Below are 22,883 nucleotides of genomic sequence, written 5' to 3'. Positions count from 1 at the left end.
GAAAATCTTCCAATATTTTTTTACCTTTGTCTTATAAAGGAATAATATATGAAAAATACATTACAAAATATTCTTTTGCTTATTATAGTAAGTATCTCTATTTGTAATAAATTAAGTGGAAGAAATAGTTACAGCTTTACTCAGATAGGCTTAAGGCAAGGAATGCCATCTTATGTTAATTATGTTTTTGAGGAAAGTAACGGTGTTGTTTGGCTTGATACCTCAAATGGAATTATTAGATACGATGGTCTTGAGCTAAAGCATTATTTTGTCCCTTCTTTAGAGACAGGAGTATCAAATCAAAGAATTTTCCAAATTGTAGAAGATAATGAAAGGCAGCTTTGGTTTCTTACTACTAATGGAGTATTGCTTTATTCAAAGCAAAAAGATGATTTTTTGCCATATTATTTCGAGAATAAACAATCGATGGTGGCTGGAGCAGTCTGTAAAACAGAGGATGGACTATTATTTGGCGTAAATAACAAGTTGTATAAATATAGTTATAAAACCAAATCTTTAGAACTTTTCTCTGAAATAAGCAATAAAGCTGATTTTTCAATAAAAAGAATGATATTTTGGGATAATAATACATTGGTTTGTTCAAATCGTAATAACAAAGTTATATTATATGATATAAAAAAGAACGAAATAATAAAAAATCCATCTTTGGAAAAGAATAATTATTCTGATTTATGTGTTGATAATGAAGGATTTCTGTGGGTTACAGATTATAATAACGGCGTAAAGAAAATTGCTAAAGATGGAACTCTGGTTTCAGAATATACGCCTCAAAACTCCACTTTAAGTAGCGAGTTGGTATTGTGTATGACTTTAATTAATGATAGAATTTGGGTCGGAACTGATGGTGGTGGAGTGAATATTATAAATCCTAAAAACGGAAATATTCAAGTCTTAAAGCATGAATCAGGTAATATACATACACTGCCAGTTAATACAATTCTTAATATACACGGTAGCGGAAATGGTAATAATATATGGCTTGCTACTACTCGAGGTGGATTGGTTAATGCACGATTGAGTTATATGATAACATATTCAAGCGTTGCATTAGGCAATAACAATGGTTTAAGTGAGAATACTGTACTTACATTGTTTCAAGAAGCTGATTCTGACTATATATGGATAGGTACAGATGGTGGTGGTATAAACAGGTTAGACGAAAAAAATAATACCATTAAGCATTATCCTACTACTTGGGGAGATAAGATTGTATCTATTTGTAAGTATTCATCTACTGAATTATTAGTATCGATTTTCTCTAAAGGCCTGTTTTTCTTTAACAAAGAGACAGGAGTAAAGCGCTCGTTTAAGTTAACTCAGGATAAATTGAGTGATTATATAAAGTACAGCAGGCTTTCGACTAATCTTTATAATGAAACAGAAAGCTCTATCCTTTTATTGACAAACCCAGTGGTAAGATATAATATTCCAACAGGGAAATCTGAGGAATTAATAAACGCTAATCCTAAAATACCGCTTAGGATGATGTGTTATATAGGTAGAGATAGTCTATATTCTTATTTTTATAATACTCAGACTATTTTTAGAATACAGAAAGATGGCAAACATATTCATTCTGTATTTCACTCTGATACTACTTATTTTATTAATTCTGCATCAATAGATTGTAATGGAGTTCTGTGGATTGTAGGTAAAAAAGGACTTTATACATTTAAAAATGGAGAATTATCACAAATTAAAAGCTCACTTTTTAAAGAGGCTAAGTCTGTTTTATGTGATGAAAGAGGGCGTGTCTGGATTGGTGCCGGACAGGAACTTTTCGCTTATTATCCTTCAGATCAGAAGTTTATATTGTATGGTGAGTCTGATGGCTTGCTTAAAAACGAATACTTGCAAAAACCTAAACTTTTATCTAATTCGGAACGGATTTATTTGGGAGGAGTAAATGGCTTGTTGAGTATTGAGTCTGAGGCCTTTAATTTAAAGCCTGATGAAATGAAAGAAGCCAATGTGGAAGTTATGGAGTTTTCAGTTGGCGGGATAAATATGATGAACAGTATAAAAAATGGGGAAGTTTCATTGCCTTGGAATTCGCGTAACATAAAGATACGTTTTTTAGTTGAAGGGGATGATATACTTCGTCCACGTCAGTTCCATTATATATTGGATAGTCATTCAGAAAACGCCTTTACAAGTTATAATAGTGAGTTGAGCATTCCTTCGCTTGCATCCGGAAAATATCCTATAATGGTTAGTTACACAAAAAAAGATGGAGGATGGGCACAAAATAGAAATGTATTGACCCTTGTAATACTTCCGCCTTGGTATAAATCTTGGTGGTTTATTATGATTTTGTCTATTTTGTTTTTGTGTCTTGTTGTCTTGGTAATAGTTGCAGCATTGCGTAAAAAGGACCGTCGTATTAAATGGATGTTGAAAGAACATGAACAAAAGATTTATGAAGAGAAAGTAAGATTTCTAATAAATATAAGTCATGAACTTAGAACACCGTTGACATTGATTTATGCACCATTAAAGAAAATAATTGATTCGATACAGCCTACAGACCGTTATTTTAAACAGTTAAATATAGCATTCCATCAGGCACAAAGAATGAAAGATCTTATTAGTATGGTTTTGGATGCCAGGAAAATGGAGATGACTATGACTCATCTTAATATTCAAAACTATGATTTGAATAATTGGATTGAGGACGTTAGTTCTAATTTTGTAGATGGTGATGGTAGAACTGGCAGAATAGAGCTTCAACTTGATCAAAATATAGGTAAAGTAGCTTTTGATAAAGAAAAATGTATGGTTATTTTGTCTAATCTTCTGATGAATGCTATTAAACATAGCCCTGAAGATGCTAAAATAATTATAAGAACAGAGTTTACGGAAGATGGAAAGAATATAAGAATTTCTGTATCAGATCAGGGTATTGGACTCAAAAATGTAGATACAGAGAAGCTGTTTGTTCGTTTTTATCAGGGAAATACAGAACATGAGGGAACAGGAATCGGATTGTCTTATTCTAAGATTCTTGTAGAGTTGCATAAAGGAAAAATAGGCGCATATAATAATCCTGATAAAGGAGCTACATTTTATTTTGAATTGCCTAAAGTCCAAAGTATTTCTGGGGAGATACCGCAAAATAATAATTATTTAAATGAGTTGCTATCATCGCAATCGTCTATTGAAATAGCAATGCCTGATAAAGATAAGATTAACAGTGTAAATCTGAAGGACTATGTGATATTGATAGTTGATGATAACTCTACTTTGGTTGACTATCTGGCTGAAGATTTGAAGGAACAGTTTAAGCGTGTATTGGTGGCCTATGATGGAGAACAGGCTTATAAAATAGCATGTAAGGAGTTTCCTGATATAATTGTGAGTGATGTTATGATGCCTGTAATGAATGGGTACGAATTATGTAAGGCTGTAAAAGAGAATATATCAGTAAGTCATATTCCTTTTATTCTCCTTACTGCCAGAAACGATGATGATAGTCGTCAGTATGGTTATATGATGGGCGCAGACAGCTATTTAGAGAAACCTTTTGAAATGGAAGAATTGCTGGCAAAGATTGTAAATAAACTTTATAATAGGATTCAGACTAAATTGCATTACCAGCAGATAGGAAATAATTTATCTGTTACGGTGGATAGTGATTTGAGCAGAAAGGATACACTCTTTATGGAGAAACTAAATCAAACAATAATAGAAAATCTTGACAATACTGAACTTGACATACCTTATATATGTAAACAAATAGGGATGAGTCGTGCTTCATTGTATAATAAATTAAAGGCTATAACTGATATGGGAGCCAATGATTATATTAACAAGATAAGAATTGAGCAAGCTATGAAATTAATAAAAGAGAGCGATTTGAATTTTAATGAAATTTCTGATAAGGTAGGTTTTGCTTCGGCACGATATTTTAGTACATCGTTTAAACAATATACCGGACTTACTCCTACACAATATAAAAAGCATCAAGTTGATGGTAATTAAAGGTAATATTTCTTTCAAACTTGTGTAATTTTGTAGAATTTTGTTTTCTAATGTTTTTTTTATTCAGTTTGTTTTATATTAATGCCATTATTATTGGATTAGTTTTATATATTTGCAGAGTAGAATTAAATAACGGCAAATAATAACCTTAAATTTTTAATTTGATTATATATCTTTTTATCTGATATTTGCTGATGCCTCCTTTGGAAATTCCAAAACTATATATAATATGAACTGTAAAAAAATTATTAGGACAATGGCATTGTGTCCTATCTTGTCTCTTTGTTCTTGTACAACAAGTGAAGAATATTACACAAAACATCTGGAATTTCCGGAAGGTATAACAATTGAGCAGAAAGTTGATATGGCATCTCGTTTGGTTCCTACACCACAGCAGTTGGAGTGGCAAAAAATGGAACTGACAGCTTTTCTTCATTTTGGAATAAATACTTTCACCGGACGTGAATGGGGTGATGGAAACGAGGACCCCGCTTTATTTAACCCAACAGAACTCGATGCAGAGCAATGGGTCCGTACTCTTAAAGATGCCGGATTCAAAATGGTTATAATTACAGCAAAACATCATGATGGTTTTTGCTTATGGCCAACGAAGACTACTAAGCACTCTGTAGAATCCTCGCCTTGGAAAGATGGTAAGGGAGATGTAGTGAAGGAACTTCGTAATGCCTGTGATAAATATGGTATGAAGTTCGGTGTATATCTTTCTCCATGGGATAGGAATGCTGCTTGTTATGGTGATTCTCCTGCTTATAATAAATTCTTTATAGAACAACTCACCGAATTGTTGACTAATTATGGTGAAGTGCATGAAGTATGGTTTGATGGAGCAAACGGTGAAGGTCCTAACGGTAAAAAACAGGTATATGACTGGGACGCTTTTTATTCAACAATACGTACTCTACAACCAAAGGCGGTTACTGCTATAATGGGTGATGATGTACGTTGGGTTGGTAATGAAAAAGGTATAGGACGTGAAACTGAATGGAGTGCAACAGTACTTACTCCAGGAGTATATGCCCGTGCCGAAAAAAATAATAAGGCGCTTGGTGTATATGGCAAGGCAAAAGATCTTGGAGGAAGAGATGTTCTTGCTAAAGCAAAAGAATTGTTCTGGTATCCTTCTGAGGTGGATGTATCAATTCGTCCGGGATGGTTCTATCATGAGGATCAGGATAGTAAGGTGAAATCTCTAAAACATCTTACTGACATTTATTTTCAGTCTGTAGGTTATAATTCAGTTTTACTTCTGAATATACCTCCTGATACCAGAGGGCTCATTAATGAAGCAGACGTAAACAGACTTAAAGAATTCAGAGCTTATCTTGATGAGGCTTTTGCTGAGAATAAAGTTGTTGACGGTAATAAGTTGTGGAAAGCAGCTCAGGGAGAACAGAAAGAGTATGCCATAAAAGATAACTCTGAGATAAATGTGATAATGCTTCAGGAAGATATATCTAAAGGACAAAGAGTTGAAGGACTCGATGTAGAAACCCTTACTGACGGACAGTGGAAACTTGTTGCACAAGGAACTACAGTTGGATATAAGAGAATATTCAGATTCCCGGCAGTGAAGGCTGAAAAAATACGTGTCACTCTTACTGCTTCAAGAAACAAGGCTAATATATGTAATGTGTCTGCGTATTATGCAGAACCGCTTACTGATGACGTTGCTAGTCAGGAATGGAATAATCTGTCACGTGACGGATGGAAAGTAATTTCAAAATCTCCATTGATACTTGATCTCGGTCAGAAGGTCTCTCTTTCTGCATTTACATATGCTCCTGCCAAGGCTGAAGCAAAGCCTGATATGGCTTTCAAGTATTCGTTTGCAGTAAGTACAGATGGAAAGAATTGGAAAACAATTAAGAAGGACGGTGAATTCAGTAATATTATGAATAACCCTATTCCTCAGACTGTATTTATTGATGGAGCTGAAAATATTAGGTTTATTCGTTTGGAGGCAGTTTCTGTAAATGGAAATCCTGCTAAGGTTGATATCAACGAATTTGGTATAAATGTTCAAAAGTAGAATCTAATATAATACAAAATGCAAAAGATTATTATTACTGCAATATCATGTGGAGTGTTTGTGCCTTTTGATTTAATGGCAAGTCAGAAGCAGCCTAATATTATAATGTTCCTTGTTGATGATATGGGATGGCAGGATACATCTGTTCCATTTCATAATAATGAGCAGACCTCATTGAATAAGCGTTTCAATACCCCGAACATGGAGAAGTTGGCCAAGATGGGAGTGAAATTCACTCAGGCTTATGCTTGTGCTATTTCCTCACCAACCAGATGTAGCCTTATGTCGGGTATGAATGCTTCACGACATCGTGTAACTAACTGGACATTGGAATTGAATCAGAAAACAGACCAGAAAAGTAGTGTGATTGAACTACCGGAATGGAACTTCAACGGAATTCAGCCTGCAGCAGAAAAGGGTAAAATAAATAATTCTACAGCAATAACACCTTTACCTCAGATTCTTAAAGACAATGGCTATAGAACAATACATTGTGGAAAAGCACACTTCGGAGCACGAACAACTCCTGGTGCTGATCCTTCTAATATGGGATTTGAAGTAAATATTGCAGGAGGAGCTAATGGGGCACCAGGAAGTTATCTTGGTACTAAGAATTTTGGCGAAGGAACTCGTTTTGCTGTTCATGGACTTGAAAAATATAATGGACAGGATATATTTTTGACTGAAGCTCTAACTATTGAGGCTATCAGAGAAATGAAAGAGTCTGTAAAGATGAATAAACCTTTCTATCTTTATATGTCACATTATGCAGTTCATAGTCCGTATGACGAAGATAAACGTTTTACCGGGAAGTACAGAGGTAAATATGATGAACAGCTGAAATCAGCGATGAATGAAAATGAGTCCAGATATGCTGCACTGGTCGAAGGTATGGATAAGAGTCTTGGTGATATTATGGATTATCTTGAACAAAATCCAGAAGTAGCTGCAAATACAATTCTGCTATTTATGTCTGACAATGGTGGGCAGGGACTTAATAATGTACGTCAAGGAATTGCCAATCGGGACCAAAATTATCCAGCACGTGGAGGCAAGGGCTCTGCTTTTATGGGAGGAGTCAGGGAACCAATGATGGTATATTGGCCTGGAGTGACGAAACCGGATACGGAATGTGATCAGAAAGTTATCATAGAGGATTTCTTTCCGACGATTCTTGAAATGGCTGGAGTAAGGAAGTATGAAACAATACAGAGAATAGACGGAAAGAGTTTTGTGAAGTCTTTGAAGAAAGGAAAAGCTATGGACAAAGATAAGATTGTTGTATGGCATTTCCCTAACCTGTGGGGGGAGACTCAGAATAAAGAGGAAGGATATGGAGCATACTCGGCTATTCTAAAAGGTGATTATCACCTTATATATACATGGGAAACAGGAGTATTGCGTCTGTTTAACATTAAAGATGATATAGGTGAACAGAATGATTTGGCTGTAAAGATGCCAAATAAAGTAAAAGAACTTGCTGCAGAATTATCTGATTATCTTAGAGAGAGAGACGCACAGAGACCGTCAATGAAAACTACGGGAAAGATTATTCCATTCCCTGATGAGATTTTGTAATTCACAGCTAATTTATAATTCTTAATTTTTAATTATTAATAATATCATGAAAATCATGTATAATAGATTGCCGGTTTATATTGCAGGAACAGCAGCTGTAGTAGCGGCAACTTCATGTTCCGAAGAAAAAAAAGAAAAGGAACAACAGTATAACATTGTATATATAATGACTGACGATCATACATCGCAGATGATGAGCTGTTATGACAATCGTTTTGTGGAAACTCCCAATCTTGACCGTATTGCGGCAGACGGTGTGAAGTTTACAAATAGTTTTGTTGCCAATTCACTCAGTGGACCGAGCCGTGCATGTATGTTTACAGGAAAGCATAGTCATGCTAACGGATTTTATGATAATACAACATGCGTTTTCGACGGTTCACAGCAGACGATGCCAAAATTGCTTCAAAAAGCGGGCTATCAAACTGCAATCATAGGTAAATGGCACCTTGAAAGTCTGCCAACAGGCTTTGACTATTGGGAAATACTTCCTGGACAAGGCGACTACTATAATCCTCGCTTTATAGAAATGAATAACGATACTATTGTCGAGAAAGGTTATCTGACCAATATTATTACCGAAAAGAGTATTAATTGGTTGGAAAATCAAAGAGATAAGAATAAACCTTTCTGTCTGTTTGTTCATCATAAGGCTTGTCATCGCAACTGGTTGCCTGAATTGAAATATCTGTCTCTATATGAAGACAAGACTTTTGAGATGCCTGATAATTTCTATGACGATTATGAAGGTCGTGAAGCTGCAAAAACTCAGGAAATGAGCATCCTTAAGGATATGGATATCATGTATGACACAAAGATGTATAGAGCCGATAAAGATAGCCGTCTGAAGTCAACATACGAGGCTATGATTAACAGGCTTGATCCTGACGACCGTAAGGTTTATGAAGATTTCTATCAGCCTATCATTGATGAGTTCTATAAAAAGAATCCAAAGGGAAAAGAGCTGGCAGAATGGAAATATCAGAGATATATGCGCGATTATGCAAAGGTGCTGAAATCTTTCGATGACAATGTTGGACAGTTGCTTGATTATTTGGAACAAAAAGGATTGATGAAGAACACTCTTATAGTTTATACTTCAGACCAGGGATTCTATATGGGAGAGCATGGTTGGTTCGATAAACGTTTCATGTACGAAGAATCTATGCGTACCCCACTTGTAATGCGTATCCCGGATGATTTCAAGACTAAAGCAAAAGGAGAAATACCTCAGTTGGTACAGAATATAGACCATGCCGCAACATTCCTTGATTTGGCTGGTGCTGAGATACCGGAAGATATACAAGGTGTATCGCTACTTCCTTTATTAAAAGGTGAGAAGCCAGCCGACTGGCGTAAGTCTCTTTACTATCATTTTTATGAGTACCCTGCTGAACATATGGTAAAACGTCATTATGGTGTTCGTACGGAGAGATACAAGCTTATTCATTTTTATAATGATATTGATTCTTGGGAACTTTATGATTTACAGGAAGATCCAAAGGAAATGAATAATCTTTACGGTAAGGAAGGTTATGAACAGATTACTGAAGACATGATGAAAGAACTCAGAAATCTTCAGGCTCAGTATAAAGACCCTATTGAAGAGAAATTAAAGGAAAATAAATAGATTTAATTATTAAAATAAGAAGTGACAAAGTTCGGTGGGAACTTTGCCATTTCTTTAATATATTAACAAGCCATGAAACATCGTTTATTATTTATTCTCGCTATTCTGGTTTTTGCATTTACGTCTGTAGGACTTAATGCACAGAAACGTTTCGACAGTAAGAAATTGTATTCAGTAAGCTCCGTAAAGTATAAGGGTAAGGTTTGGACTTACGCCGGAGTAGCTCCTAAAATCAAGCTTTCTGCTGCCAATGAAGCAGACAAGGCACAACTTTGGTCTATTGCAGACTTGTCCGGCAGTTACAGATTGGTCAATCCGTTTGACAATCTGGCGATACAGGCAGGAGATAACGGCTTTGTCCAGGCTGTAGAGACAAACGGCTCAGACGAAATGCAGCTTTGGCTTATTCAGCCGGAAGGAAAATATGTACGTTTGATTCCATCGAACAAGGCTAATTGGATGGCTGTATGTAAGGACGATGGCAGTGTAGTTATGATGGATGCCGATAAAGCAAAAAATGATGAGGCAGCACTTTTCATAATTACCGAAACAAAGGTTGCAGCACCAGCATCTGCCCAGACTGCTGCACGTGAAAAAGTATATTGGGAAGACGAAACCATGTTTGCTGAAAACAAGGAAAAAGGTCATGCCACTTATACTCCTTATGAAAGCGAGGCAGAGATGGTGGCTGACAGGGAGTTTTATGCTACACCATGGGTCTATGCCAAGAGTAAATCTGTGGAATTGCTTAACGGTGACTGGTATTTTTATTTTGTATCGCAGCCTTCGGAACGTCCTGTTGATTTCTATAAAGAGGATTATGATGTAAGAAGCTGGGCTACTATCCCTGTTCCGTCAAACTGGGAAATGCACGGATATGACAGACCTATATATTGTAATGTAGAGTATCCTCATTCTAACACTCCTCCTTATATTGATGCCCGTAAAGGTTTCAATGACGGTGGAAAGAATTACGGTATAAATCCGGTCGGATCGTATGTGAGATATTTTGATTTGCCTGATAACTGGAACGGGAAACGTACTTTTATTCAGTTTGGAGGTATATACAGTGCTGCATTGGTTTATTTAAACGGTAAATACGTTGGATACACACAAGGAGCTAATAATGTTGCAGAATTTGATATCACGAAGTTTGTTAGAGAGAAAGACAATAAGCTTGCAGTACAGGTGTTCCGCTGGAGCGACGGTTCTTATCTGGAATGTCAGGATATGTTCCGTATGAGCGGTATTTTCAGAGATGTATTCATTTATTCCACTCCTTTGGTAAGTGTGAGAGATCATTATATAACTTCCGAACTGACTCCTGAATCAGGTTATAAGAATGGAAAGATGAATGTAGAGCTTACTCTTGACAACCGTGACGGAAAGACCGGTGAGAAGGATATAGTGGTAAGACTCTCTGATCCTTCAGGAAAAACTGTTGCAGAAGAGACTATTTCTGTAAGTTTCACAGGGAAGAAACGTACTGATAAGTTGAATGTAAGTTTTAATCTGAAGAATTTGTTGCTTTGGACTGCAGAGACTCCTGATCTCTATACAGTGTCTGTCATACAACGTAACGGAGGTAAGGATGAAATGGCATTTTCTACCAAATATGGATTCCGTGATATAGAAATACGCGGCTCTTTGGTTTATATCAACGGAAAACGTGTATTCTTCAAGGGAGTGAACAGACACGACACTCATCCGTTGTACGGACGTGCTGTTACTACAGAGTCAATGCTTGAGGATGTGCTGCTGATGAAGAGAAACAATATCAATACAATCCGTACATCGCATTATCCTAATGCTGCCAAGATGTATGCCATGTTCGATTATTACGGACTTTATACTATGGATGAGGCTGACCTTGAAGACCATGCAAATCAGTCGATAAGCGATATGCCTTCGTGGATTCCTGCTTTCGTTGACCGTATTGACCGTATGGTATTGCGCGACCGTAATCATCCTAGTGTGATATTCTGGAGTCTTGGCAATGAGTGTGGAGGCGGTAATAACTTCCAGGCTTGTTATGATGCCGCAAAACGTCTTGACCCACGCCCTGTACATCACGAAAGTACACGTGACGGTAAGGAATACGGTGGAAACAGATTCAGCGACCTTTATTCCAAGATGTATCCTAGTATGGAGTGGATGGATCAGTATGTCAATTCGTTTGACAAACCAATGTTTATCTGCGAGTATGCCCATGCTATGGGTAATGCCATCGGTAACTTGAAAGAGTACTGGGAAAGTATTGAAAGCAGTAGTTCCACTATCGGTGGAGCTATATGGGACTGGGTGGATCAGGCTATATATGAACCTAAAGACATATTGAACGGCACTTATGAAGGACGTCTCCATACGGGATATGATTTCCCTGGCCCTCATCAGGGTAACTTCTGTTCTAACGGTATAGTTCCTGCCACTCGTCATGAGTCGCCTAAGCTGAAGGAAGTTAAGGCTATTTATCAGTATGTTAAGTTTGCTCTTGCAGAAAAGAATGTAAAGAAGAACACAGTATCGGTTAATATAAACAATACATACGATTTCATTACATTGAACGGTTATGAACTGATTTGGGAAACTGTAGAGAATGGAAATATAGTAGGAAAAGACAGTATGCTTCTGCCTGCTATTGCTCCAGATATGTCTCAGGATTTCGCATTGAAACTTTCGGGAACAAACTTGCGTAACGCAGAAAAGAATGGAAGTGAAGTCATGCTGAATCTTTATGTTCGCAATACCAGACCGACAGAATGGTCGGATGCCGGACATTTGGTGGCGCAGAAACAGTTCGAACTCTCTTCAAGAAGCATGCTTCCTGCTCTTAGATCGAACAGCAAAGTAGGAAAACTGAATGTTGAAAAGAATGAGAAGGAAATAACAGTGGGCAATGCTTTTGTCTTTGCCGCTTTTGACACTTCTACAGGTCGTATGACAGAGTTGCGTATAAACGGTCTTGATGTGATATACGGAAAACAAGGATTCCTGTATGATAATCATCGTTACATAGAAAACGATCGTGGTCCTTCTGTTACAGACAACGGTCTTGAACCGACAGGAACATGCAACGTGGTAGAGGAGTCTGACGGAAGGGTAGTGGTCACTACAATGCGTGGCGGATCGCTTTGTGATTCTGAAATCATATATACATTCCTTCCTAATGGTATAGTTGATATGGATGTCAAGCTTACTCCTAAGACTAAGGAACTTTATCGTGCCGGATTGGTATGCGCCGTAAATGCAGGCCTTGATAATGTAGATTACTATGCCTACGGACCTTGGGAAAATTATATTGACCGTAAGGATGGATGTATGATAGGACGTTATTCTACCACTGTTGACGAAATGGTGGAACGATATGTGAAACCGCAGAGTATGGGTAACCGTGAGTCTTTGCGTGAATTGAAGCTGACAGGAAAAGACGGTTGCGGAATATGCATAGAAACTGAAGGTTCAGTTTCATTCTCAGCCTTAAGATATACTGATGCCGATCTTTTGAATGCCAAACATATGTGGGAATTGCAGAAGCGTCCGTATATAGTACTTCATCTTGATGCACAGGTGAGAGGTCTCGGAAACGGAAGTTGCGGACCGACTACTTTGGATACTTATAAAATTGCCCCTATGCCTTTCAGTTATAAGTTGAGAATATCATACACAGACTGATAAAATCAGAAAATGCCACAAACTGACAATCGGTTTGTGGCATTTTTATATTAATCACAAGGGTATTTCACTCCCCATTCTTTTCGCAGTGCATCCATCTGATGCATTATTCTTATAGTTTCCTTGTGTGGCATATAAGGCGATTCTTTCCATCCTTTTTCGATAGCCTCGATGGAAGCTCTTACCTGATATTCAAAACCTGTAATCTGTTCAGGTGCCTTGTATTCAGCTTTCAACTTATAGTCCTTGCCGAAAATTTTTATACATTCAGGATTGTTGATATTTTCTATTACCATGAAACCTTTATCCCCCGAGATAACCCCCATTCTGTCTGTCTGGGCATAAACGGATGATTGCAGAGATGCCATCTTGCCATCGTTATAGAACAGAGTGATATTTTCCTGTCCGTCAACTCCGGTGTCGGTCAGCTGGCATGCTGAGTGTACTTCCTTTATATCGCTCCCGAAAGCCATTGCGGCAAAATTCAGAGTATAAACACCTATATCAAGCAGTGCACCCCCTGCAAGTTCAGGTCTGGCAATCCTTTCTTTACCTGCAATTACATATCCAAGATTGGCTGATAGGGTATAAGGCTTTCCTATAACTCCCTCGTCCAGCAGTTCCTTCATTTTCACGGACAATGGCATGTAGCGTGTCCAAATGGCTTCAGTTATGAATACGTTCTTTTCTTCTGCCAGACGTATAAGTTCTTCTGCCTGACGTGCATTGGCGGTAAATGATTTTTCACACAATACAGGCTTGCCGTTCAGAATACACAGGCGTGCATGTTCGTAATGGTGCGAGTGCGGTGTAGCTATATAAACCAGATCGATTCCACTGTCGGCAACCAACTCCTCATAACTACCGTAAGCCTTGCCGAAATTCCATTTTGAGGCAAAAGCTTGTGCCTTTTCAATACTTCTTGATGCTACGGCGTAGCTTTCGGTTTCCTGCATTTCATTGATGGTGGCAGCCATCTTCTCGGCTATATGTCCGCAACCGATTATACCTATCTTATATTTTTTCATTATTTATAGATTTAGTTTTTGCAAAGCTATAAAAGTTTGGGAATATTTAGAGACAACGGCATGTCCTTTTTTGTACCTTTGCGGTATGAAAAAGTTCGTCGATGTCATAGTGCCGCTTCCCATTGCAAATACGTTTACATACTCTTTACCTGAGTCGCTTGAGGAACAGGTAGAGACAGGATGTCGTGTAGTAGTTCCTTTCGGAGTCAAGAAGTATTATACTGCCATCGTAGTGAAAATACATTATTCTGCACCTGAGAATTACGAGACAAAAGATATTTCCGAGGTACTTGACAAAACACCTGTAATGCTGGACCGCCAGTTGGCCTTCTGGAAATGGGTGGCAGAATATTATCTGTGTACGCTTGGCGATGTCTATAAGGCCGCTCTTCCTTCAGGCTTGAAGCTTGAGAGTGAAACAGTGGTGGAATATAATCCAGATTTTGTGGCGGATGAACCTCTTTCATCTAAGGAACAGCGCATACTTGATATTCTTAGTGTTGACACAGAGCTGTGTATAACACAGATAGAGCGTGCCGGAAATATCAGGAATATACTGCCGGCAATAAAATCGCTGATGGAGAAAGATGCTATCCGAGTGAAGGAAGAACTGAAACGTAACTATAAACCGAAGACAGAAATCCGTGTACGCTTGCAGGACAGCATGCGCGATGAGGCTGTCCTTCAGAAACAGTTTGATCTTCTGGCCCGTGCTCCCAAGCAACTTGCTCTGCTTATGAAGTATATAGAGTTGTCCGGATGGATGCAGGAAGGAAAACTCCTGACAGAAGTCTCAAAGAAGACACTCCTGGAGGCTTCCGGTGCATCATCATCAATTCTGAACGGCCTTATTGACAAACATATTTTCGAAACCTATAACTACGAGATAGGACGTCTTACTACCGGAAAGACAGAGACAGTTCCTTTGAATCCGCTTAATGAAATACAGCAAAATGCTTTCCGTTCGATTATGTCTTCATTCCATCAGAAAAATATCTGTCTTCTTCATGGAGTTACAGCCAGCGGGAAGACAGAGGTGTATATACATCTTATAGAAGAAGTAATCAAGGCAGGAAAGCAGGTGCTTTATCTCCTTCCTGAGATTGCCCTCACCACGCAGATAACCGAACGGTTGAAGAGAATCTTCGGTTCACGTCTTGGAGTATATCATTCAAAATTTCCCGATGCGGAACGTGTGGAGATATGGCAGAAACAGCTTACTGAAAATGACTATGATGTGATACTCGGTGTACGCTCGTCAGTCTTTCTTCCTTTCCGCAGACTCGGACTGGTGATAGTAGATGAGGAACATGAAACATCGTATAAACAGCAGGACCCGGCTCCACGCTATCATGCCCGTAGTGCGGCAATAATGCTTGCGTCACTGTATGGTGCTAAAACTCTTCTCGGTACTGCTACACCTAGTATGGAGTCATATTATAATGCTACTCATGGAAAGTATTCTCTGGTAGAAATGAAGGAAAGATACCAGCAGATACAGTTGCCGGAAATAGAGGTCGTTGATATAAAGGAACTGGCGCGTAAAAGACGTATGTCAGGGCATTTTTCTCCTTTTCTTTTGCAGAAGATGAGAGAAGCACTGGAGAATAAGGAACAGATTATCCTTTTCCAGAACCGTCGTGGTTTTGCGCCTATGATAGAGTGCCGTACTTGCGGATGGGTGCCGAAATGCAAGAACTGTGACGTGAGTCTTACTTATCATAAAGGACTCAATCAGCTGACGTGTCATTATTGCGGATATACATACAGTGTACCCAAGTCATGTCCGGCTTGTGGAGGAGTGGAAATTGTGAACCGCGGCTTCGGAACAGAAAAGGTAGAGGACGATATAAAACAGATATTCCCCGATGCTGCTGTGGCACGTATGGATATGGATACCACCCGCACTCGTACTGCTTACGAGAGGATTATCAATGATTTTCAGGATGGAAAGACGGATATACTTATCGGTACGCAGATGGTTTCCAAGGGGCTGGATTTCGACAGAGTGAGTGTAGTAGGTATTCTGAATGCCGATTCCATGCTCAACTATCCCGATTTCCGTTCGTACGAGAGAGCATTCCAGCTTATGGCTCAGGTATCGGGTAGAGCTGGCCGTAAGAACAAACGTGGTCTGGTGGTACTTCAGACCAAATCGCCTGACATCCCGCTCATACATCAGGTAGTGACCAATGATTACAATGCGCTATATGATGAACAGTGTGCCGAACGAAGTATGTTCCGTTATCCTCCGTTCTACAGATTGATATATGTATATCTCAAGCATCGTAAGGAAGATGTCCTGGAACAGGCTGCCGACTGTATGGCGTCCTATCTGAGAAACGGACTAGGTGACAGAATCCTTGGTCCTGACCGTCCTCCGGTGGGAAGAATACAGACACTGTTTATCAAAAAGATAGTAATAAAAGTTGAACAGCAGGCATCAATGTCGAAGATACGTACATACCTCCAGCAGGTGCAGAGGGCTATAATGGAAGATGAGCGTTTCAAGTCGTTGATGGTGTATTATGATGTAGATCCGTATTAGAGTTGACAAGGTGTCAGTTACAAGAAAACAGTTACAAGTTAATAGAAAGGTTCTCCATCCGGACGGCAAACCTCGTCAACTTGTCATCTAGTCAACTCGTTACCTAATATTAACAAACAACTAAGAATATGAATATAGAATTAGACGTACATACCCATACCATAGCCAGCGGACATGCCTTCAGTACATTGCAGGAAATGGCACAGGCAGCGGCAGCAAAGGGATTGAAACTATTGGGAATAACAGAACATTCATCCGGTATTCCCGGAACATGTGACCCTATTTATTTCCGAAACCTGCATGTCGTACCAAGACAGATGTACGGTATAGAACTCCTTCTTGGTGCGGAGATAAATATAACCGATTTCGACGGTAATATAGACATGGATGAGTTTTATCTCCGTATGTTGGATATTCGTATTGCGGGAATACACTCGCTATGTTATACCCACGGAACTAAGGAGCAGAACACTCATGGCATGGTTAATGTGATTTCAAATCCATACATCAATATCATAAGTCATCCGGGAGACGGAACCGCAAGTCTTGATTTTGAACCTCTGGTTTTGGCATCGAAAGAACATCACACACTTCTGGAGATAAACAATAGCTCATTGAAACCATGCCGTAACAAGCCGGAGGCAAGAAGCAATAACTTGGAAATTCTGCGATTGTGCAAGAAATACGAAGTTCCGGTCATCCTTGGAAGCGATGCACATATTTCTTTCGATATAGCTGAGTATGGCTATGCCATGCAACTGTTGGCAGAGACGGAATTCCCTGAAGGACTGATAATGAACACTGATGTAGAACGATTTAAACAGTATATAGGAAAATGAAAATACTTTTTGTATGCCTCGGTAATATATGCCGTTCTGCTACTGCAGACGAAGTTATGCGTACTCTTTTGAGAAAAGAAGGACTTGATAAGGAAGTAGAAGTTGATTCTGCCGGAACAAGTTCATATCATCGTGGCGAGCTGCCCGACGAGCGTATGCGCATGCACGCAGCACGCAGGGGTTATAGACTTACCCATCTGTCACGTCCGGTATGTACAGATGATTTCTATAATTTCGATCTCATTCTTGGTATGGACGACCGCAATATAGCAAATCTTCGTGATATGGCTCCGGACATTGAATCGGAAAAGAAGATTGGCCGTATGACAGACTATTGCCGTACCAAGGTGGTTGATTATGTTCCTGACCCTTATTATGGCGGGGCACAAGGCTTCGAGAATGTATTGGATATACTGGAAGATGCCTGCCAGGGATTGTTGGAAGAGATTAAGAAGGACTTGTAAAAATAATCTTTTATGATTGTTTATTTGCATCATTAGTAAGATAAAAACCATATAGATACACCATGAAACAAACATTTGCACCTTTTGCCAAGCCGCTGTATGTGATGACAAAACCTGTCGGGGCGGTATGTAATCTGGCTTGTGATTATTGCTATTACCTTGAAAAATCGAATTTATATAAGGACACTTCAAAACATGTGATGAGTGACGAACTTTTGGAGCGTTTCATCAAAGAGTATATCGGCTCGCAGACTATGCCGCAGGTGCTCTTCACATGGCACGGAGGAGAGACACTTATGCGTCCTCTCAGTTTCTACAAGAAAGCGGTGGAGCTTCAGAAACAGTATGCCGGCGGAAGAACTATTGACAACTGCATTCAGACTAACGGTACATTGCTCACTGACGAGTGGTGCCGGTTCTTCAAAGAAAACAACTGGCTTGTGGGAGTGTCTATAGACGGACCGCAGGAGTTTCACGATGAATATCGCCGCAACAGGCAGGGACTTCCTTCGTTCGTAAAGGTTATGAGAGGTATAGAACTTCTGAACAAACACGGAGTGGAGTGGAACGCCATGGCGGTAGTCAACGACTATAATGCCGATTATCCGGTGGAGTTCTATAACTTCTTCAAGTCAATAGGCTGCCATTATATCCAGTTCGCACCAATCGTAGAGAGAATATTCAAGCATAGTGACGGTCGCCATCTTGCATCTCCTATGCAGGAAGGAGATAAGCTGGCGGATTTTTCTGTTACACCTGAGCAGTGGGGAAACTTCCTTTGCAAACTTTTCGATGAATGGGTGAAGAACGATGTAGGACAGTATTTCATTCAGATATTCGATTCCACACTTGCCAACTGGGTAGGGGAGCAACCGGGCGTATGTTCTATGGCTAAGACATGCGGACATGCCGGAGTGATGGAGTTCAACGGCGATGTCTATTCGTGTGACCATTATGTATTCCCTGAATATAAGTTGGGTAATATCTATCAGAAGACTCTGGTGGAGATGATGTACAGCGAAAGACAGCAGGAGTTCGGGCTGATGAAACAGAAATCATTGCCTACACAGTGTAAGGAGTGTGAGTTCCTGTTCGCATGCAATGGCGACTGCCCTAAGAACCGCTTTGCGAAGACAGCAACCGGAGAACCGGGACTGAACTACCTGTGTAAGGGATATTATCAGTTCTTCAAGCATGTAGCTCCTTATATGGACTATATGAAGAAAGAACTGCTTGCACAGCGTGCCCCTGCAAATGTTATGGAGGCAATACGTAATGGAGAAATTGTACAAGAATAGATACAGTGACACGTTCGTGTGACGATCGTTACACGTTCGTGTCACACTTGTTACACGTTCGTGTTACTACCGTCACACGTACGTGTGACTCAAACTATTTCTTTAGTTCAGGATAACTTATTCGGGTGTGATACATTGTTTTCAGCTTTTCTTTGAACACACTCTTTACAGTAGCGATATCCTTGAATGTGATAGGGCATTCCTTGAAGTAGCCTTCCAGTACCTGCGAGTCGATAATCTTATCTACCAAGGCGGAAATACTCTCTTCTGTGTATTCAGGCAAACTTCTTGAAGCCGCTTCCACCGAGTCTGCCATCATAAGTATAGCCTGTTCCTTTGTGAAAGGATTAGGTCCTGGATATTGGAAAGCTGTCTTGTCAACCTCTTCATCAGGATGTTCGTTCTGATACGAAATATAGAAATATTTTGTAAGCCCGTTGCCGTGGTGAGTGCTGATGAATTCCTTTATCACCTTTGGTAGGTTATACTTGTCCGCAAGTTTCAGTCCGTCTGTGATATGGCTTATCACAATCTGTGCACTCTGTTTGTAGTTTAGCTGGTCGTGCGGATTGACTCCAGACTGGTTTTCTGTGAAAAATGCAGGATTCAACATCTTGCCTATGTCATGGTACATTGCTCCTGTACGCACCAATTGGCTGTTAGCACCTATGCGGTTGGCGGCAGCAGCAGTCAGATTGGCAAGTTGCAATGAATGTTGGAATGTACCCGGGGCCGTTTCTGACATTTCCCTCATCAGCTTCGTGTTTATGTTCGAAAGTTCTACAAGAGTAACATTCGATGTAAATCCGAAGGTCTTTTCCAGTATGAACAACAGCGGATAGGTGAATAACAGTAGCAGACCGTTTATTATGAAGTTCATATATACGTATGTGCTTAACTGTGCTATTTCGCTTACGTGTACAAGGTCAAGGGCAAGATATAGCAGTGAGTATGTCAGCGTCACTATCAGTGCACTGTTAAGCAATTGTGAGCGTTGCGACAGTTCCCTCAGACTGTATATCGCCGCCATACCGGCTACGGCCTGCAAAAGAATGAACTCATGCGGTGTTCTCAGTGCAATTGATGTAAGCAATATTGTCACTATATGCGCCATGAATGCCGTGCGCGAGTCGAGGAAAATCTTGATAAGCATAGGTATCATAGCGAACGGTACTATATATACACTTAAGAATGCATGTTCCACCATAACGAATGCTATGACCGGAAATACAGTGATGATACTGAACAGGAGATATAGTTTACCCCTTACTTTATAGAAATCGCAACGGAATATCTCAAGATATACCATAAACAAAGCTATCATTATAGACACAAACAGAATTTGTCCCAATAGCGTGAGTCGTTTTTCCGTTACAGTCTCGCTTCTGCTGTTCCATTCTTTCTGCATGGATTTCAGAATGTCGAACTTCTTCTGGTCTATAATCTCTCCACGGTCAATTATTTTCTGTCCGTTCATGACGAATCCTGTAGCCCATGAAATGTTCGACAGAAGTTCCTGTCTGGCTGTCATGGATTTCTCCGAGTCATAAATAAGGTTTGGAGTGATATAGTCGTTCAGATTACATTGCTGCAATAGAATTCTGTTGAAATGTATGGTATCGGAGTTAATAAGCTTCTCATATGCCTCTTTTATGGTATAAAGTTCGTCAACACTTCTTTGTGCAGCAGTGTTATGACTGATGGCCTGTATTGTTGAGGCTCCCTCATTTTTCAGCTCTTCAAGGTCAGTAGGCGAGATGACTCCGGTTTCATATATCTCTTTCAACGTGTTTTCCACGTACTTGCGATAGTTGGCATAATCCTTTATTATCATCCCTTTATCGTTATAGTCTTTTTTCAGCTTAGAGATCATTTCTTGCGATATCTCAGTATTCAGCTGATAATAAGGAGTATAAAACTTCAGGATACTGTCCTGTTCTGCTTTTACCTGTTCTTCTCCTTTATATATCGGGAAATCGAATGAAGCCTGTAGCAAACCATATTTCCACGGTTTGTTCAATTCGAACTGATAGTTGAATTTGCCTTCCTTAGGCATGAAATAGACTATAACGGAAACGGTGACAATGAATATTGCACATTTGAATAATAGTTCTTTGTATGAGAAAGTATTGTCTTTCAGTGAAGTTTTCATAACCAAAGTATATTTTTGGCTGCAAAATAAGCAAAAAACGGGAAATTTAGATTACTTTTGCAAAACATTTTTAGTTGAAAATCAATATGTCAGAAAGAAAAGTAAGAGTTCGTTTCGCGCCTAGCCCTACAGGTGCGTTGCATATCGGCGGTGTGCGTACTGCCTTGTACAATTATCTCTTTGCCCGTCAGCATGGCGGAGACCTTATTTTCCGTATAGAGGATACTGACTCAAACCGTTTCGTTCCCGGTGCGGAAGAGTATATCATCGAATCGTTCAAATGGTTGGGTATCAAATTCGATGAAGGCGTAAGTTTTGGTGGAAACTACGGACCTTACCGCCAGTCGGAACGTCGTGATATATATAAGAAATATGTTCAGGTTTTGCTTGATAGCGGTAAAGCCTATATTGCTTTCGATACTCCTGAGGAACTTGATGCCAAGAGAAAGGAAATACCTAACTTCCAGTACGATGCCTCTACACGTCTTTCAATGCGCAACTCATTGTCAATGAGTAAGGAAGAGGTGGATGCACTTATTGCTGAAGGGAAACAGTATGTGGTACGTTTCAAGATAGAACCAAATGAGGATGTACATGTAAATGACATTATCCGTGGTGATGTGGTTATCAATTCGTCTATCCTTGACGATAAGGTGCTTTACAAGTCGGCTGACGAGCTTCCTACATACCATCTTGCAAATATCGTTGACGACCACTTGATGGAGGTTACTCACGTAATCCGCGGTGAGGAATGGTTGCCTTCAGCTCCTCTTCACGTACTTCTTTACAGGGCATTCGGTTGGGCAGACACTATGCCTGAGTTCGCTCATTTGCCTTTGCTTCTTAAACCGGACGGAAACGGTAAGTTGAGCAAGCGTGACGGCGACCGCCTTGGTTTCCCTGTATTCCCGCTGGAATGGCATGATCCTAAGACAGGTGAAGTGTCTTCAGGTTATCGCGAATCAGGTTATCTTCCTGAAGCTGTTATCAACTTCCTTGCTCTATTGGGCTGGAACCCGGGTAACGATCAGGAAATCATGTCGCTTGATGAGCTTGTAAAACTTTTCGATTTACACCGTTGCAGCAAGGCCGGAGCTAAATTCGACTACGAAAAAGCTCGTTGGTTCAACCATGAATATATAATAATGAAGGACGACAAGGAACTTGCCGAACTCTTCATGCCTGTGATTAAGGAACATGGCATTGATGTTCCGATGGAAACAGTGGTTACAGTAGTCGGACTGATGAAGGGTCGTGTAAGTTTCGTAAAAGAACTTTGGGACACTTGTAAGTTCTTCTTCGTTGCTCCTGAAGAATACGATGAAAAGACGGTAAAGAAACGCTGGAAAGAAGATTCAGCCAAGTGCATGACTGAACTTGCTGACTTGCTTGAGTCTTTGGATGATTTCTCTCTGACTCATCAGGAGGAAGTCGTTATGAAGTGGATTGAGGATATGGGCTACCACACCGGTAATATTATGAACGCTTTCCGTCTTACATTGGTAGGCGAGGGTAAGGGTCCTCATATGTTCGATATTTCATCTGTTCTTGGAAAAGAAGAAACAGTAAGACGTATGCGCAGGGCTGTTGAAGTTCTGAAATAGAATATATTTATAAGTTTT

Annotated in this window: 12 protein-coding genes; 10 read left to right on the top strand and 2 right to left on the bottom strand. The window is 39.7% G+C overall.

Features of this window, described 5'->3' with window-relative positions; all coding sequences use genetic code 11:
- The first annotated feature begins 48 nt into the window (after positions 1-48).
- The 5 genes from OCV82_RS05545 (at position 49) to OCV82_RS05525 (ending at position 12,932) form a co-directional block, all read left to right on the top strand.
- Positions 49-4,002, top strand: a complete 3,954-nt coding sequence (locus tag OCV82_RS05545; RefSeq protein ID WP_154043527.1) for a response regulator — start codon at positions 49-51, stop codon at positions 4,000-4,002.
- Positions 4,003-4,258: 256 nt separating this feature from the next.
- Positions 4,259-6,052, top strand: coding sequence for an alpha-L-fucosidase (locus OCV82_RS05540; RefSeq protein ID WP_394802649.1), 1,794 nt, complete (start codon positions 4,259-4,261; stop codon positions 6,050-6,052).
- Between the two features lie 18 nt (positions 6,053-6,070).
- Complete coding sequence (locus tag OCV82_RS05535) at positions 6,071-7,630, top strand: sulfatase (protein WP_154043525.1); 1,560 nt, start codon at positions 6,071-6,073, stop codon at positions 7,628-7,630.
- A 46-nt stretch (positions 7,631-7,676) separates the two neighbouring features.
- Complete coding sequence (locus OCV82_RS05530) at positions 7,677-9,260, top strand: sulfatase family protein (RefSeq protein ID WP_154043524.1); 1,584 nt, start codon at positions 7,677-7,679, stop codon at positions 9,258-9,260.
- A gap of 72 nt (positions 9,261-9,332) precedes the next feature.
- Positions 9,333-12,932: a glycoside hydrolase family 2 TIM barrel-domain containing protein gene (locus OCV82_RS05525; RefSeq protein ID WP_154043523.1), complete on the top strand. Its 3,600-nt coding sequence runs from the start codon at positions 9,333-9,335 to the stop codon at positions 12,930-12,932.
- A 50-nt stretch (positions 12,933-12,982) separates the two neighbouring features.
- Here OCV82_RS05525 and OCV82_RS05520 read toward each other — a convergent pair whose 3' ends face one another.
- Positions 12,983-13,960, bottom strand: a complete 978-nt coding sequence (locus tag OCV82_RS05520; protein ID WP_154043522.1) for a Gfo/Idh/MocA family protein — start codon at positions 13,958-13,960, stop codon at positions 12,983-12,985.
- A gap of 85 nt (positions 13,961-14,045) precedes the next feature.
- On the opposite strand from OCV82_RS05520, the gene priA reads away from it, so the two are divergent.
- The 4 genes from priA to OCV82_RS05500 all read left to right on the top strand — a co-directional run bounded on the left by priA (position 14,046) and on the right by OCV82_RS05500 (position 19,109).
- Positions 14,046-16,508, top strand: coding sequence for a replication restart helicase PriA (priA, locus tag OCV82_RS05515; RefSeq protein WP_154043521.1), 2,463 nt, complete (start codon positions 14,046-14,048; stop codon positions 16,506-16,508).
- A gap of 128 nt (positions 16,509-16,636) precedes the next feature.
- Positions 16,637-17,347: a phosphatase gene (locus OCV82_RS05510; RefSeq protein ID WP_154043520.1), complete on the top strand. Its 711-nt coding sequence runs from the start codon at positions 16,637-16,639 to the stop codon at positions 17,345-17,347.
- On the top strand, positions 17,344-17,811 hold the full coding sequence (locus tag OCV82_RS05505; RefSeq protein ID WP_154043519.1) for a low molecular weight protein-tyrosine-phosphatase: 468 nt from the start codon (positions 17,344-17,346) through the stop codon (positions 17,809-17,811). Before OCV82_RS05510 ends, OCV82_RS05505 begins: the two co-directional genes overlap by 4 nt.
- A 62-nt stretch (positions 17,812-17,873) precedes the next feature.
- Positions 17,874-19,109, top strand: coding sequence for an anaerobic sulfatase-maturation protein (locus OCV82_RS05500; protein ID WP_154043518.1), 1,236 nt, complete (start codon positions 17,874-17,876; stop codon positions 19,107-19,109).
- A 94-nt stretch (positions 19,110-19,203) separates the two neighbouring features.
- Here OCV82_RS05500 and OCV82_RS05495 read toward each other — a convergent pair whose 3' ends face one another.
- On the bottom strand, positions 19,204-21,261 hold the full coding sequence (locus OCV82_RS05495) for an HD family phosphohydrolase (RefSeq protein WP_154043517.1): 2,058 nt from the start codon (positions 21,259-21,261) through the stop codon (positions 19,204-19,206).
- A gap of 86 nt (positions 21,262-21,347) precedes the next feature.
- On the opposite strand from OCV82_RS05495, the gene gltX reads away from it, so the two are divergent.
- The gene (gltX, locus tag OCV82_RS05490; RefSeq protein ID WP_154043516.1) at positions 21,348-22,865 is read left to right on the top strand and encodes a glutamate--tRNA ligase; all 1,518 of its coding nucleotides are present in this window, start codon (positions 21,348-21,350) and stop codon (positions 22,863-22,865) included.
- Positions 22,866-22,883 lie beyond the last annotated feature (18 nt).

This window comes from Bacteroides cellulolyticus (genome assembly GCF_025567135.1).
In the GTDB taxonomy this organism is placed as follows: domain Bacteria; phylum Bacteroidota; class Bacteroidia; order Bacteroidales; family Bacteroidaceae; genus Phocaeicola; species Phocaeicola cellulolyticus.
The sequence above is the reverse complement of the archived record's forward strand: the minus strand, read 5'-3'. Positions and strand labels throughout refer to the sequence as shown.